This window comes from Bradyrhizobium sp. 1 (genome assembly GCF_023073315.1).
Classification (GTDB): domain Bacteria; phylum Pseudomonadota; class Alphaproteobacteria; order Rhizobiales; family Xanthobacteraceae; genus Bradyrhizobium.
The window spans coordinates 535865-550082 of sequence record NZ_JADPJH010000010.1 but is presented as its reverse complement, the minus strand read 5'-3'; the positions used below and the strand labels follow the sequence as shown (position 1 = coordinate 550082).

Here is a 14218-nt window from a genome sequence, read left to right as displayed (position 1 = left end):
CAGTGAAGCGCGACCAATGAGCACGATCGATACCGGCCTGACGCTATTGAAGAGCGCGGCCGGCCGCGTCTCCGCCGCCAATGGCTGGATGGGCAACGCGTTCAAGGGCTGGATGCCGACCGGCCTCTACGCCCGGGCGCTGCTGATCATGATCGTGCCGATGGTGATCCTGCAATCGGTCGTCGCCTTCGTGTTCATGGAGCGGCACTGGAACACGGTGACGCGGCGCCTGTCGGCCGCGGTGGTGCAGGACATCGCCGCGCTGATCGACGTCTACAAGGGCTATCCGCAGGACAAGGATCGCAACGAGATCCGCCGCATCGCGCAGCAGCGCCTCGGCCTCGTCGTCGACTTCCTGCCCGCCGGCGACATGCCGCCACCGGGACCAAAACCGTTCTTCTCGCTACTCGACCAGACGCTGTCGGTGCAGCTCGGCCGCCAGATCGGCCGCTCGTTCTGGATCGACACGGTCGGCCGCTCCAATCTCGTCGAGATCCGTATCCAGCTCGACGACGCCGTGATGCGGGTGTTCGCGCAGCGCAGCGCCGCCTATGCCTCGAACTCGGAAATCTTCCTGTTCTGGATGGTCGGCACGTCCTCGATCCTGCTGATTGTCGCAGTGCTGTTCCTGCGCAACCAGATCAAGCCGATCCTGCGGCTTGCCGATGCCGCGGAAAGTTTCGGCAAGGGCCGCGAAGCGCCGAACTTCAGGCCGCGCGGCGCGCGCGAGGTGCGGCGCGCGTCGATAGCCTTCCTCGAAATGAAATCGCGCATCGAGCGCACGATGGAGCAGCGCACCGCGATGCTCGCCGGCGTCAGCCATGATCTCCGCACGATACTGACCCGATTCAAGCTCGAGCTGGAGCTGATCGGCGACAGCCCCGAGCTCGAGGGCATGCGCAAGGACGTCGACGAGATGTCGATGATGCTGGAGGATTACCTCGCCTTTGCCCGCGGCGATTCCGGCGAGCAGTCGCAGCCGACCGACATGTCGCAGGCGCTCGAGGAGCTGCGCAGTGACGCCGAGCGCCACGGCCATACCGCCACCGTCGCCTTCCATGGCCTGCCCGTGGTCACCGTGAAGCCGGCCTCGTTCAAGCGCTGCCTCGCCAACCTCGTCACCAACGCGGCGCGCTACGGCAAGACCATCGCCATCACCGGCCAGCGCGATCACCGTTATTTGACCGTGACGATCGACGACGACGGCCCCGGCATTCCCGCTCATCTGCGCGAAGAAGTGTTCAAGCCGTTCCTGCGGCTGGACAACGCCCGCAACCAGGACGAAGGCGGCACCGGCCTTGGCCTTGCCATCGCCCGCGACATCGCCCGCTCGCACGGCGGCGACATCACCCTCGGCGACAGCCCGATGGGGGGATTAAAGGCCAGCGTGCGGATACCCGTGTAGGCGTCTTTTTCCCCGCCCCCTTGTGGGGAGAGGGAAATACCATCCGGCGCTACGAGCACGCCTTACTTCGGCAGCAGCGCCTTCAGCTTGTCCATGTCGCGCACGTTCATCTTGAAGCCGCCGGGCATCACGATGTCGCCGGGCTTCTGCTCCGGCTTGCAGGCGCCCAGCCACTTCGCTTCAAGGGTCATGGCGGTATCGTGGCCAGCCGCGCCGGCCGCACCGCCTTGCGCGTGCGACGAGGTCTTCACCGTGTAGGCCGAGTTGAAATCGCCGGTGATCTCGGCATGCGAGGTCGTGCTGATGCCGGCGACGTTGCACTCGGAATCGCTGACATAGCCGGTCGCGGTCTTCTTGACGTCCTGCTTGGCGCAGATCTGCTTGGCCATCGGGGAGACGTTGTTGCTCATCTCCTTGTCGACGGTCTCGTCGGTGCAATGCTGCATGGTCATCTCCGGCATCGCCGAGCCGCTCCTGACCATCTTCAATTCCCACAGGCCGGCCTTGCGTACCGGCAGATCGTCGGCGCTGGCGCTGCCTGCCGACAAGACAAGGCAGAAGGCCGAGCCGAGCAAAGCGAGTTTGCGCGTCATGTGGGAAGCTCCCGGCTGAGAGATTGCGAGGTTACGAAAGCGCCTCAGTACAACGTGCGGATCGGCTGGTCGGCGGCGCCATAGGGCACCCAGCGGCAGGAGAACGAAATGTAGCCGCCCTCATAGGCCTGCACCGCGAGGAATTTGGCGACCTTGCCGTAGCGCGCGCAGTGATCGACCGCGACCTGCCGTGCATCGGTCTGGGTCGCCATCGAATAAGCGATGATGCCGCCGGTGTCGTTGCCCTTGAACGGAGGCACCGGAAGGAGATCGGCGCGCGCCGGCTGGCTCGCCGTCATAGCCGAGACAACCAGGCCGGCAAAAAGGCCCGCGGCCGCAATGATTCGCATTCCCGTTACTCCAATTGGTTGGGGCCAGTTTACGGTGCCGGGACGGAAGTGAAAAGAACTGATGCCCTGTCGGCCGCGACGTTATGGTCAACTCCTGGCGAAGTGTTGCCGCGCTGCACTTGACCCCGCCCGGCCTTCGCGGCACCGTCCGACCCTCGCAGATCATGCTGTCTGGATTGCCCATGCGCGCCCTCTCCCTGAAATCGCTCCGCTTTGCCGCCATACTCGGCCTCATGTTCGGGGCGCTCTCGCTCGGTGAGGCCAGGGCCGCCAATCCGCTGGAGCTGAACTTCTGGCTGAGCGGGCCGCGCTATGACGGCGCCGTCGCCGATTGCGACAAGGCGCTGCCGACGATCGCCACGCAGTTCTGGGAGAAGGAAAGCTCGTTCTGGAATTCCTCGTTGAAGATCACCGGCTTCGCCGCCGTTCACGAGGTCGCGTTCCGGCCCTGGCAGTCCGACAACATTCCTCGCCGCTTTTGCACCGGCGAGGCCATGCTCACTGACGGCAAGATGCGCAAGGTGCATTTCTCGATCGTCGAGGATGGCGGCTTCGCGGGCTACGGCCAGGGCGTCGAATGGTGCGTGGTCGGCCTCGACCGCAACTGGGCCTACAATCCGGCCTGCCGCGCCGCCAAACCCTGATTCGAAAAGCCCTGATTCGAGCTGATCAAGCGGCCGACAGGTTGCCGCCCGAAATTTGTTCTTGAAATGTTCTTGTTGCCTGCTAGGCTTATTGCACAGTCTAGTTGAGGGGCGTCGCCATGTTTGATTTTAGATTGCACTCGTTTTCCCGCCTGATGATCTCGCTGACCTTTGTCCTGGTCGCGCTGGCGGGCGGCGCGAAAGGCCAGGACAGGCGGCAGAACGCCCCCGGCGAATTCGATTTCTATGTCCTGTCGCTGTCTTGGTCGCCCTCGTTCTGCGAAGAGGCGGCCGAGCGCGGCGGCCGCTCCCAGGTTCAGTGCAGCGGGCGGCCCTACGCTTTCGTGGTGCACGGGCTGTGGCCGCAATATGAGAACGGTTTTCCGGAATATTGCCAGCGGCCGTCGCCGCGGCTCAATCGCAACATCGTCTCCTCGATGCTCGACTTGATGCCGGCGCCGGGCCTGATCTTCAACGAATGGGACAAGCACGGCACCTGCTCCGGGCTGACCGACCGCAATTATTTCGAGACGATCCGGAAAGCGCGCGCCGCGATCAAGATTCCGGCCGAGTATCTCGACCTGTCGCAGGCCAAGACCGTGGCGCCTGCAGACGTCGAGGAGGCCTTCATCAAGGCCAATCCGGGCCTGAGCAATGCCGCCGTCTCGGTCACCTGCAACCGGACTCGACTTTCCGAGGTCCGCATCTGCCTCAGCAAGGATTTGCAATTCCGCGCCTGCGAGGAAATCGACCGCCGCGCCTGCCGCCGCGACCAGCTGACGATGCCGCCGATCAGAGGTGGGTAGTTCCTCCAGCCTCCGTCATTGCGAGGAGCTCTTGCGACGGGCAATCCAGACTGTCTCCGCAGAAAGATTCTGGATTGCTTCGCTGCGCTCGCAATGACAAGGGGTTAGGATCACGCAAAACAACGTAGTCCTATCCCATGAACTATCGCCACGCCTTCCATGCCGGCAACTTCGCCGATGTCATCAAGCACATCGTGCTGGCGCGCATCATCACCTATCTCCAGGACAAGCCGGGGGCGTTCCGCGTCATCGACACCCATGCCGGCGCCGGGCTCTACGATCTCGAAAGCGACGAGGCGCAGCGCAGCGGCGAGTGGCTGACCGGCATTGCGCGGCTGATGCAGGCGCGCCTGTCGAACGAGAGCGTGGCGCTGACAAAACCCTATCTCGACATCGTGCGCGCCTTCAATCCGAAGGGCGAACTCAAGGCCTATCCGGGCTCGCCGCTGATCGCGCGCGGCCTGATGCGGCCGCAGGACCGCCTCGTCGCCTGCGAACTCGAGCCGAAGGCGCGGAAAGCGTTGATCGGCTTGCTGCGCCACGACGAACAGGCCCGCGTGGTCGATCTCGACGGCTGGATGGCGCTGCCGGCCTTCGTACCGCCGAAGGAGCGGCGCGGCCTTGTGCTGATCGATCCGCCGTTCGAGGCAAAGGACGAGTTCGAACGGCTGGCCGAGGCCTTCTCGGCCGCCTTCACCAAATGGCCGACCGGTATCTATGTAATCTGGTATCCCGCCAAAAGTCGCCGCGCCACCGACACGCTGGTGCAAACAGTGGCGCGGCTCGCAGCCGCAGCAAAGCCGCCGGGGAATTGCTTGCGTCTCGAATTCAGTGTCGCGCCGCAAATCGATGGCGCAGCCCTCACCTCGGCCGGGCTGCTGATCGTCAATCCGCCCTACACATTGCAAGGCGAGCTGAAGACCATCTTGCCCGAACTGGAAATGCCGCTCGGACAAGGCGGCGCTGCCAGATTCCGATTAGAGGTGCCGAGGCCGTAACACTCCGGCATTCTTGGGAAAAATATGCAGTAGCGGTAGTCAATCTGCAAAGAACCGTATTATGCTGCTTCCGTGACTGGCTTTACGTTCCGCTTCCGCGAATGGTTGCGGCGGAGTGAAGGCCTAAGAAAGATCCAACCGGGCCGATAAGGCCCGCCCAAGGATGGCCAGCTCTCCCGGGCTTCGTAAGGCCCGGTCATGTCGTGACGTGAGTCTGCGTCGCGACGGAGGAGCAATGAGGGGGAGTTTCCCGATGGCCATGACGGGAACGGTTAAGTTTTTCAACGGCGAGCGCGGCTACGGCTTCATCAAACCGGATGACGGTGGTCGCGATGTTTTCGTCCACATTACTGCTGTGGAGCGGGCGGGACTAAAGGACCTTGCCGAGGGACAGCGCATTACTTTCGAAGTCGAGCCGGACAAGAAGGGGAAGGGACCTAAGGCGGTCAACTTAGTCATCCTCTCCTAGCGCATTTTCAACGCGAACACCTGGCGCAAAAAAATCCCGGCCGCGAGCGGCCGGGAAGTTGTAGTCCGGTCTTTTCTTCTTCAGCTATCAGAAGTGATAGTTCACGCCTGCGCGCACAACGCTGGCGCTATAGCCGTTTGACACGCCTGTAATTGCGAACTGGCTCGTCGACAGATCGATGTAGAGATATTCGAGCTTGGCGCTCCAGTTCTGCGCGAAGCCCACTTCCGCGCCGGCACCGATGGTCCAGCCGGCGCTGGTGTGCGATTCCGTCCAGCCGAAGGTCTGCGAACGCAGCTCGCCGAAGGCGAGACCCGCGGTGCCGTAGACCAACACGTTGCTGAAGCTGTAGCCCGCACGGCCACGCAGGGTGCCGAACCAGGGATTGGAGAACTTCCACGGCGCGAAAGTATCGTCGGCGCCGGCGGCCTGGATATCGCCCTCGACGCCGAACACCCATGGGCCGCTCTGGAAATTGTAGCCGGCCTGCACGCCACCGACGAAGCCCGACGGCTTTGCGGGATTGCTGCTGACCGAGCCCCACTCATAGCCGAGATTGGCGCCGAGATACGGGCCCGCCCAGCTATAGGCGTTGAGCGGCTGATTGACGGTATAGGGCGCGCGCTGCCCGTAATTCATATCCGCGGCGCCTGCCGAAGCTGTCCAGCCGGCTGCAACCAACGCGGCTGCGCCCACAACGAACCTCTTCATCGGTACTCTCCAACGCAACTGCCGTAACCCGTGCGATGCCTGCGCCGCCGCGCGAGGCAAAACCGCATGGTTACGAAACCACCACTTTTTCGCGTAAGATTTATCGAGAGTTTTAAGTTAAAGGCCTGTTAAGCCGGGTTACCGCGCTGTTAACAGGCTTAAGCAAGCGTTACCGGGAACTGCGCCGCCATCCTGTGCGTGCCGCATGGCCGGAACTTCAAATCCGCACCCCCAGCGCCTAAATTCGCACCATGGTTCACGATTCCACCGACGATCCGGACGACCGCGCGCGCAAGGCGCCGCGAACTGCTGCGACCGACGCCCCGCCCGAGGCGCCGGCGGCGCCGGACGTCGATCCCGCGGCAGCAGGCGGCGACGACGAGGACGATGCGCTGCTGCCTGATATCCTGGAAGAGAGCGGCGCCGTCGGCGAGGAGCCGCTCGCAACCGGTCACGAGGCGATCGAGCGCGCGGTCCGGCTCGCCCCGACCTCGCCCGGCGTCTATCGCATGCTCAGTGCGAACGCCGACGTGCTCTATGTCGGCAAGGCCAAGAACGTCAAAAAGCGCCTGTCCAACTACGCGCGCCAGAGTGCGCCGCAGCCGGCGCGCATCCTGCGCATGATCGCGGCCACGGTGACCGTGGAGATCGTCTCGACCAACACCGAGACAGAAGCGCTGCTGCTGGAAGCCAACCTCATCAAGCAGCTGCGGCCGCGCTTCAACGTGCAGCTGCGCGACGACAAATCGTTTCCCTATATCCTGATCACCGGCGACCATTGGGCGCCGCAGATCCTCAAGCACCGCGGCGCGCAGTCGCGGCCCGGGCGCTATTTCGGCCCGTTCGCCTCCGCCGGCGCCGTCAACCGCACCATCACGGCGTTGCAGCGCGCGTTCCTGATCCGCTCCTGCACCGATTCCTTCTTCGAGAGCCGCTCGCGGCCCTGCCTGCTCTACCAGATCCGCCGCTGTGCCGGGCCCTGCACCCGCGAGATCGACTTCCCCGGCTATACGACGCTGGTGCGCGAGGCGAGCGACTTCCTCTCCGGCAAGAGCCAGGCGGTGAAGCAGGAACTTGCCGGCGAGATGGAGAAGGCGGCCGGCGAGCTCGAATTCGAGACCGCGGCGCTCTACCGCGACCGCCTCGCCGCGCTGTCGGCGATCCAGTCGCAGCAGGGCATCAATCCGCGCACGGTGGAAGAAGCCGACGTGTTCGCGATCCACCAGGAAGGCGGCTTCTCCTGCGTCGAAGTGTTCTTCTTCCGCACCGGCCAGAACTGGGGCAACCGCGCCTATTTCCCGCGCGCGGAAAAGACCTATACGCCGGAAGAAGTGCTGGGATCCTTCCTTGCCCAGTTCTACGACGACAAGCCGCCGCCAAAGAACATCCTGCTCTCGCACGAGATCGAGGAGAGCGAGCTGCTTGCGAACGCGCTGTCGATCAAGGCCGGCCGCAAGATCGAGGTCACGACGCCCAAGCGCGGCGAGAAGAAGGAGCTCGTCGCCCACGCGCTGACCAATGCGCGCGAGGCGCTCGGCCGCAAGCTCGCGGATACCGCGACGCAGAGCCGCCTGCTCGACGCCATAGCCGCTACGCTGAGCCTGCCCCATTCGCCCAAGCGCATCGAGGTCTACGACAACAGCCACATCCAGGGCACCAACGCGGTCGGCGCCATGATCGTCGCCGGCCCCGACGGCTTCGTGAAGAACCAGTACCGCAAGTTCAACATCAAGTCGGAAGGGATCACGCCGGGCGACGACTTCGCCATGATGCGCGAGGTGCTGGAACGCCGCTTCAAGCGCCTGATCAACCCACCCGAGGAGGGCGCGGCCAAAACCAAGGACGACGATTTCCCGCAATGGCCCGACCTCGTCATCATCGACGGCGGCCGCGGCCAGCTCAACGCCGTCCGGGAGATCTTTACCAATCTCGGCCTGACCCAGGTGTCGCTGATGTCGGTCGCCAAGGGGCCGGACCGGGATGCCGGCCGCGAGACCCTGTTCATGCCGGAGCGCGAGGCGATCAAGCTGGAGCCGCGCGACCCCGTGCTCTATTTCATCCAGCGCCTGCGGGACGAGGCCCACCGCTTCGTCATCGGCTCGCACCGCAAGCTGCGCAAGAAGGACATCCGCGAGGCCGGTTTGCAGGAGATTGCGGGCATCGGCCCGTCACGCAAACGTGCCTTGCTGCATCATTTCGGAACCCTGAAGGAGATCGAACGGGCCTCGATTGCCGATCTCGGCAAGGTTCCGGGGGTGAGCGCCGAGAGCGCCCGCAGGATTTTCGAATATTTCCATCCCCAGCCGGGGTGAACTTAGGGGACGGTAGTCATATGGTCGTCGCATCCCGCACCCCATTTGGGAGCGGACGGTTGACCTTCAGGCTTGAGCGGTATTGGTAGGACGGATGAACATCGCCACGACACGAGGGACGACCAGCCGCGCGATGTCCCTCCCGAATCTCCTGACCTATGGCCGGATCGCCGCGATCCCGGTCGTGATCGGGTGCATCTATGCACAGTCGATCCTGGATCAGCCGCTGTGGTTGCGCTGGGTCGCGGTCGCCATCTTCATCGCGGCAGCAGTGACCGATTACCTCGACGGCTATTACGCGCGAATCTGGAATCAGCAATCGGCGTTCGGCCGGATGCTCGATCCGATCGCCGACAAGCTGCTGGTCGCCTCCTGCCTGCTGATGCTGGCCGCCGACGGCATCATCCATGGCTGGTCGCTGTGGGCCGCCATCGTGATCCTGTGCCGCGAGATCCTGGTCTCGGGCTTGCGCGAATATCTGGCCGCGCTGCGGGTGAGCGTTCCCGTCACCAAGCTCGCCAAGTGGAAGACCACCGTCCAGCTCATCGCCATCGGCTTCCTGCTCGCCGGCCCGGCCGGCGACGAGGTGTTGCCCATGGTCTCGATGATCGGACTGGCGCTGCTGTGGGCCTCGGCGATCCTGACCATGTACACCGGCTACGACTATTTCCGGGCCGGCATTCATCACCTCATCAAGGAGGATGAGGGATGAAGGTGAAGTATTTCGCCTGGGTGCGCGAGCGCGTCGGCAAGGCGGAAGAAACCATCGAGCCGCCCGCGACCGTGCGCACCGTGGAGGAGCTGATCGCCTGGCTGTCCGGCCGGAGCGAAGCCTATGCCTACGCCTTCGAGAAGCCGAAGGTGATCCGCACCGCGATCGACCATACCCACGTCAAATCGGACGCCGCGATCGCGGGCGCACGCGAGATCGCGTTCTTTCCGCCGATGACCGGCGGCTAGGCCATGAGCTGTTCCATCACCGTCCGCATCCAGCAAGATGATTTCGACATCGCGCGCGAGATCGCGGTGCTCACCAAAAGCCGGACCGACATCGGCGCGGTCGTCAGCTTCTCCGGCATCTGCCGCGCGGACGACGACAGCGCGAAGGTCTCGGCGCTCACGCTCGAACATTATCCCGGCATGGCGGAAGACGAGATCAAGCGCCATGCCGACGAAGCCACATCGCGCTGGCCGCTCAACGGCGTCACCATCATCCACCGCGTCGGCCGGTTCATGCCCGGCCAGAACATCGTGTTGGTGCTGACGGCGTCGCAGCACCGCCAGGCCGCGTTCCAGGCAGCCGAGTTCCTGATGGATTACCTCAAGACCAGCGCGCCGTTCTGGAAAAAGGAAGAGAGCGCCACCGGCACCGGCTGGGTCGAGGCCCACGCCCGTGACGATGCGGCCGCCGCACGCTGGACGAAATCCTGATGGCAAGAGTTTCGAAGAAGACCGCGCGCGGCCGCGCCGCGCCAAAGCTTGCGAAAGTGGCCAGCGGCGAGCTGCTCACGCTGCTTGATTTCGTCCGCTATGCGGTGAGCCGCTTCGTTGAAGCAAAGCTCGCCTTTGCCCACGGCACGACCGATCCGGTTTCGGAAGCCGCCTTCCTGATCGGCGAAGCGCTGCATCTCAATCCCGACCAGTTCGAGGGTTTTGCCCACGCCCGCGTCACGGCCGCGGAGGGCAAGACCATCCTCGACCTGATCCATCAGCGCGTCGCCACGCGCAAACCAGCCGCCTATCTCGTCAACAAGATCTACATGCGCGGCCTGCCGTTCTATGTCGACGAACGCGTCATCGTTCCGCGCTCTTTCATCGGCGAACTGCTGGAGTCGCATTTTGGCGGCGAAGAAGGCGCCGGCGCGCTGATCGACGATCCCACGGCGGTCGAGCGCGTGCTCGATCTCTGCACCGGCTCGGGATGTCTCGCCATCCTCGCCGCGCATCATTTCCCGATTGCCGCGGTCGACGCCGTCGACATCTCCAAGGGCGCGCTCGAGGTTGCCACACGCAATGTCGGCGATTACGGGCTCGATGAACGGATCACGCTCCATCGTGGCGATCTGTTCGCCCCGCTCGGCGGCAACAAATACGACCTGATCATCACCAACCCGCCCTATGTCGATGCCGAAGGCATGGCCGCGCTGCCGCCGGAATGCCGGGCCGAGCCAAAACTCGCCTTCGACGGCGGGGCCGACGGTCTCGACGTGGTCCGCCGGATCCTGCGCGACGCACCCGATCATCTCACGCCGGATGGCGGGCTGATCTGCGAGATCGGCCGCGGCCGCGACCTGGTCGACGAGGCGTTTCCGGAACTGCCGTTGCTCTGGCTGGATACCGAAGACTCCGAGGGCGAGGTGTTCTGGATTTCGGCCGCCGATCTCGGCTGATCCGCAAGAAGTGCACCGCCTCGGAATCCTCGGAACAAGTCAAATTCCGCCACGTTCATCCCCGACGAATTCTTGCTCGGAGGATGTTCCGCATGCTTGCGCCATCAGGCGAATTGCTGCGCGCCGGCATGGCGCTCAAGATCAACCACCTCAAGCGTGCCACGCACTCCTATCTGCGCGACCGCACAACCGAGGCTACCGGACGTGCGACATCCTACGCCGTTGCGGCCGGACTGCTGGCCGTGGCTGGTTTGTTCGTCGTCGCAGCCTTTTTCGTCGGCCTCATTGCCTTGTACCGCTGGGTCGCGATCAGCTACGGACAATTTTGGGGCTTCGGCGCCGCCGGCGCTGTGCTGCTGGTGCTAGCCGCCGCCTGTGCCGGCTTGGCCATGGGTCAGATGAGGCGCAAGGCGAAACCGATCGTGCCGCTCGCCAGCCGCCTCCGCGTGGCGATCACCACCCCTCGCATTCCGCGCGGAACAGTCAAGCAGGCCGTCAAAGAGGTCGCAACGAACATTCCGCTCGCACCCCTCGCGCCGGGCGAGGGACACGACGGCAGCAAGGTTTGGCCGGTTCGCGGCCGCCGCCCCGTGCAGCTCGGTCTGATGCTCGCCGCGCTCGGGCTGGTCAGTGTCACCGCAGCCCGCCGTAGGCGTCAGGGGCGAAGGTCGGCGACCGATATGAGATCGGATGCCTGACGTGCCGGCGCGACAGTCCGGCCAAGTTGACAATTGGGTGCTGGTGGCGTCCACGGCGATCTTCGTGCTGGCGGCCGAGCGCTATCTCCAGGAGTTCCGGTTGGCCGGGTCGGCGCCGCCGCAGGAGCATCGCAACGGCGAGGCCAATTCATCCGAGACGAACCCAACGCGCGCGGTCGCACAGCCCGGCCACGGCCGCCGTTCGAAAAGCCCGTTCGCGATCCCTTGGGCCGGCTGGAAAGATATTTTCTGGCGCACCTATCAGCGCATCGGTGACGATCGTCTGCTCGCGACCGCCGGCGGCGTCGTCTTCTTCGGGCTGCTGGCGATCTTTCCGGCCGTGACGGCGCTCGTCTCGTTTTACGGTCTGTTTGCCGATCCCTCGACCATCAGTTCAAATCTCCGGACGCTCGCATTGATGCTGCCCGCCGGCACCTTCCAGATCGTCGAGGACCAGGTCGCGCGCGTGGTCTCGAACGGGAACACGGCGCTCGGCACCGCCTTCCTGTTCGGCCTCGGGCTTGCGATCTGGAGCGCCAATGCCGGCGTCAAATCCATCTTCGACGCCCTCAATGTCGCCTATGAGGAGCGCGAGAAGCGAAGCTTCATCAAGCTGAACCTGATTTCCCTGACCTTCACGGTCGGCGGCATCGTGGCCCTTCTGGTGATGGTCGGCGCCGTGGTGGCCTTCCCGCTCGCGCTCGATCATCTCGGCATCGCCCCCGAAGCCAAGCTGATCGTCGCGCTCGCGCGCTGGCCGCTGCTGCTGGTCATCCTGCTCGGAGCGCTCGCGATCCTCTACCGCTTCGCGCCAAGCCGCGATGCGCCGCGCTGGCAATGGCTGAGCGTCGGCGCAATGACGGCCGCCCTGCTCTGGATCGCAGGGTCGTCGCTGTTATCGTGGTATCTCTCGGCCTTCGCCAATTACAACGCGACCTACGGTTCGCTTGGGGCTGCGATCGGCCTGATGACGTGGATGTGGATGTCAGCGATCGTGATCATGTTCGGGGCCGAGCTGAACTCGGAGATCGAGCGGCAGACCCTGCACGACACGACCACCGGACCGCCGAAGCCGCTCGGCACCCGCGAGGCCGTCTCGGCCGACACGGTCGGCGCCGCTGCGCCGTCTTGATGGCCATGGTCAGGCCGGAGATCATCCGGCCTGACCGAACATCATCTCAGCGCTTGGTGATCACCGCTTCCAGATATTCGCTGTGCACGACGATCGTGCCGTCATCGGCATGGTTGAACTCGCCGAGCAGCGTCATGAGATCGCGCTTCAGCGCGGCCTGCCCGGTCTCGTCCAGCGCGGCAAACGCCTTCAGCGTCGGCCCGTAGAAAGTCTTGAAGATTTCGAGCCAATGCTCCGGCGAGCGATAGCGGAACACGAACATGCGCGGCTCGGCTGATATCTCCGAGGCTTGGCTTCCGAACATCTCCTCGAGCCGGGCCTGCGTGCCCCAGAGCGCCGGCGACTTCACGCCTGCTGGCGGTGGCAAATGCTTGCCGATGGTTTTGAAGAGCTGGCCAATAAAACCCTGCGGCGTCCAGTTGGCGAGGCCGATCTTGCCGCCGGATTTGCAGACCCGCGCAAGCTCGGAGGCCGCCTTGTCCTGGTCCGGCGTAAACATCACGCCGAAGGTCGAGACAACGACGTCGTAGCTCGCGTCGGCAAACGGCAGCGCTTCGGCATCCGCCTCGCGGAATTCGACCTTCAGATGGTCCGCCGCCGCGCGCTCCTGTCCGCGCTTGAGCAGCTCCGGCACATAGTCGGTGGATGTGACGTCACACCAGCGCCGTGCCGCGGCCAGCGTCGCATTGCCGTTGCCGGCGGCGACATCCAGCACCTTGCTGCCGGCGCGTATGTCGAGTGCCTCACAGAGCTGCTCTCCGACGATCTGCAAGGTGGTGCCGACGACGGCATAGTCGCCGGACGACCAGGCGCCGTGCTGGCGCTGCTTGACGGCGGCGAGATCGGGTGCGGCTGGCTTGAGTGCGGCAGATGTCGACATGGGCAGTCTCCTGCGGTTGAAAACGCCGGGACGATAGGGCGCATGCGCATCGCTGGCCTTGAGAGCGGCGTTATTTTACGCTGAGAGCGCCTTGATTTCCCAGCGGGAGCCGAGGAGGACGAGTGACGTTTCAGTTTGAGGATTTTTTGCTCGACCCCGAGCGACGCGAATTGCGGCGTGCGGACTCGCTGATCGCGCTCGAGCCCCAGGTGTTCGATCTCCTCATCTACCTCGTTCGTAACCGCGAGCGCGTGGTGACGCGGGACAATCTGCTCGACGCGATCTGGAACGGCCGCGTCGTCTCGGAATCGACGCTGACCAGCCGGATCAACGCGGCGCGACGCGCGGTTGGCGACAATGGCGAGGAGCAGCGGCTGATCCGCACCATCGCACGCAAGGGCGTGCGGTTTGTAGGTGAGGTCACAGAGCTTTCTTCGGCGGCCACGCAAGCTGCGCCAGCCAGACCGTCCAACGCCGCACCGGCGGGATTGCCGTTGCCGGATCGTCCGGCGATCGCGGTGCTGCCCTTCACCAACATGAGCGGCGAGGCCGAGCAGGATTACTTCTCCGACGGCATCAGCGAGGACATCATCACCGCGCTGTCGAAGCTACGCTGGTTCTTCGTCATCGCGCGCAACTCTTCCTTCATCTACAAGGGCCGCGCGGTCCACCTGCGGCAGGTCGCGGAAGAACTCGGCGTGCGCTATGTCGTCGAGGGCAGCGTCCGCAAGGACGGCGACCGGGTCCGCATCAACGCGCAGCTCAACGACGTCGCCACCGGCAGCCATCTCTGGGCCGAACGCTACGACCGCGAACTGGCCGACGTTTTC

The 14218-nt window shown here is 64.4% G+C and carries 17 protein-coding genes; 13 read left to right on the top strand and 4 right to left on the bottom strand.

The genetic code is table 11. The features are described 5' to 3' along the window. Nucleotides 1-16: 16 nt before the first annotated feature. The gene (locus IVB29_RS05290; protein ID WP_247502315.1) at nt 17-1405 is read left to right on the top strand and encodes an ATP-binding protein; all 1389 of its coding nucleotides are present in this window, start codon (nt 17-19) and stop codon (nt 1403-1405) included. Nucleotides 1406-1467: 62 nt separating this feature from the next. Here the strand turns inward: IVB29_RS05290 and IVB29_RS05285 are convergent, their stop codons facing one another. Both IVB29_RS05285 and IVB29_RS05280 read right to left on the bottom strand, forming a co-directional pair. After that, the gene (locus IVB29_RS05285; RefSeq protein ID WP_247502314.1) at nt 1468-1998 is read right to left on the bottom strand and encodes a DUF3617 family protein; all 531 of its coding nucleotides are present in this window, start codon (nt 1996-1998) and stop codon (nt 1468-1470) included. A 44-nt stretch (nt 1999-2042) separates the two neighbouring features. Next, on the bottom strand, nt 2043-2348 hold the full coding sequence (locus IVB29_RS05280; protein ID WP_247502313.1) for a hypothetical protein: 306 nt from the start codon (nt 2346-2348) through the stop codon (nt 2043-2045). Between the two features lie 182 nt (nt 2349-2530). Between IVB29_RS05280 and IVB29_RS05275 the strand changes: the two genes are divergently transcribed. From IVB29_RS05275 to IVB29_RS05260, 4 genes are all read left to right on the top strand, one after another. Further along, complete coding sequence (locus IVB29_RS05275; RefSeq protein ID WP_247502312.1) at nt 2531-2992, top strand: hypothetical protein; 462 nt, start codon at nt 2531-2533, stop codon at nt 2990-2992. 119 nt (nt 2993-3111) lie between these two features. Then, on the top strand, nt 3112-3798 hold the full coding sequence (locus tag IVB29_RS05270; RefSeq protein ID WP_247502311.1) for a ribonuclease T2: 687 nt from the start codon (nt 3112-3114) through the stop codon (nt 3796-3798). A 137-nt stretch (nt 3799-3935) separates the two neighbouring features. Further along, complete coding sequence (gene rlmJ / locus IVB29_RS05265; protein ID WP_247502310.1) at nt 3936-4796, top strand: 23S rRNA (adenine(2030)-N(6))-methyltransferase RlmJ; 861 nt, start codon at nt 3936-3938, stop codon at nt 4794-4796. 253 nt (nt 4797-5049) lie between these two features. Further along, the gene (locus tag IVB29_RS05260) at nt 5050-5265 is read left to right on the top strand and encodes a cold-shock protein (protein ID WP_008544396.1); all 216 of its coding nucleotides are present in this window, start codon (nt 5050-5052) and stop codon (nt 5263-5265) included. 87 nt (nt 5266-5352) lie between these two features. On the opposite strand, the gene IVB29_RS05255 is transcribed toward IVB29_RS05260, so the two are convergent. Then, complete coding sequence (locus IVB29_RS05255) at nt 5353-5976, bottom strand: outer membrane protein (protein ID WP_247502309.1); 624 nt, start codon at nt 5974-5976, stop codon at nt 5353-5355. Nucleotides 5977-6227: 251 nt separating this feature from the next. Between IVB29_RS05255 and uvrC the strand changes: the two genes are divergently transcribed. The 7 genes from uvrC to IVB29_RS05220 all read left to right on the top strand — a co-directional run bounded on the left by uvrC (nt 6228) and on the right by IVB29_RS05220 (nt 12508). Continuing rightward, nucleotides 6228-8288 carry an excinuclease ABC subunit UvrC gene (gene uvrC, locus IVB29_RS05250; protein WP_247502308.1) on the top strand — a complete coding sequence of 687 codons (2061 nt, stop codon included), beginning with the start codon at nt 6228-6230 and terminating at the stop codon, nt 8286-8288. A 94-nt stretch (nt 8289-8382) separates the two neighbouring features. After that, complete coding sequence (gene pgsA, locus IVB29_RS05245; protein ID WP_092029493.1) at nt 8383-9000, top strand: CDP-diacylglycerol--glycerol-3-phosphate 3-phosphatidyltransferase; 618 nt, start codon at nt 8383-8385, stop codon at nt 8998-9000. Next, complete coding sequence (gene moaD / locus IVB29_RS05240; RefSeq protein ID WP_092029492.1) at nt 8997-9248, top strand: molybdopterin converting factor subunit 1; 252 nt, start codon at nt 8997-8999, stop codon at nt 9246-9248. Before pgsA ends, moaD begins: the two co-directional genes overlap by 4 nt. A 3-nt stretch (nt 9249-9251) precedes the next feature. Then, nucleotides 9252-9719 carry a molybdenum cofactor biosynthesis protein MoaE gene (locus tag IVB29_RS05235; protein WP_247502307.1) on the top strand — a complete coding sequence of 156 codons (468 nt, stop codon included), beginning with the start codon at nt 9252-9254 and terminating at the stop codon, nt 9717-9719. After that, entirely contained in the window at nt 9719-10678 is a 960-nt protein-coding gene (gene prmB / locus IVB29_RS05230; RefSeq protein WP_247502306.1) for a 50S ribosomal protein L3 N(5)-glutamine methyltransferase, read from the top strand. Before IVB29_RS05235 ends, prmB begins: the two co-directional genes overlap by 1 nt. 92 nt (nt 10679-10770) lie before the next feature. Beyond that, nucleotides 10771-11376 carry a phage holin family protein gene (locus IVB29_RS05225; protein WP_247502305.1) on the top strand — a complete coding sequence of 202 codons (606 nt, stop codon included), beginning with the start codon at nt 10771-10773 and terminating at the stop codon, nt 11374-11376. Between the two features lies 1 nt (nt 11377). Then, on the top strand, nt 11378-12508 hold the full coding sequence (locus IVB29_RS05220) for a YihY/virulence factor BrkB family protein (protein WP_247502359.1): 1131 nt from the start codon (nt 11378-11380) through the stop codon (nt 12506-12508). Nucleotides 12509-12554: 46 nt separating this feature from the next. On the opposite strand, the gene IVB29_RS05215 is transcribed toward IVB29_RS05220, so the two are convergent. Then, nucleotides 12555-13388, bottom strand: a complete 834-nt coding sequence (locus IVB29_RS05215) for a class I SAM-dependent methyltransferase (RefSeq protein ID WP_247502304.1) — start codon at nt 13386-13388, stop codon at nt 12555-12557. A 122-nt stretch (nt 13389-13510) separates the two neighbouring features. Here IVB29_RS05215 and IVB29_RS05210 point away from each other — a divergent pair. Beyond that, nucleotides 13511-14218, top strand: a 708-nt coding sequence (locus IVB29_RS05210; RefSeq protein ID WP_247502303.1) for a winged helix-turn-helix domain-containing protein, incomplete at its 3' end; no start/stop codon positions are given.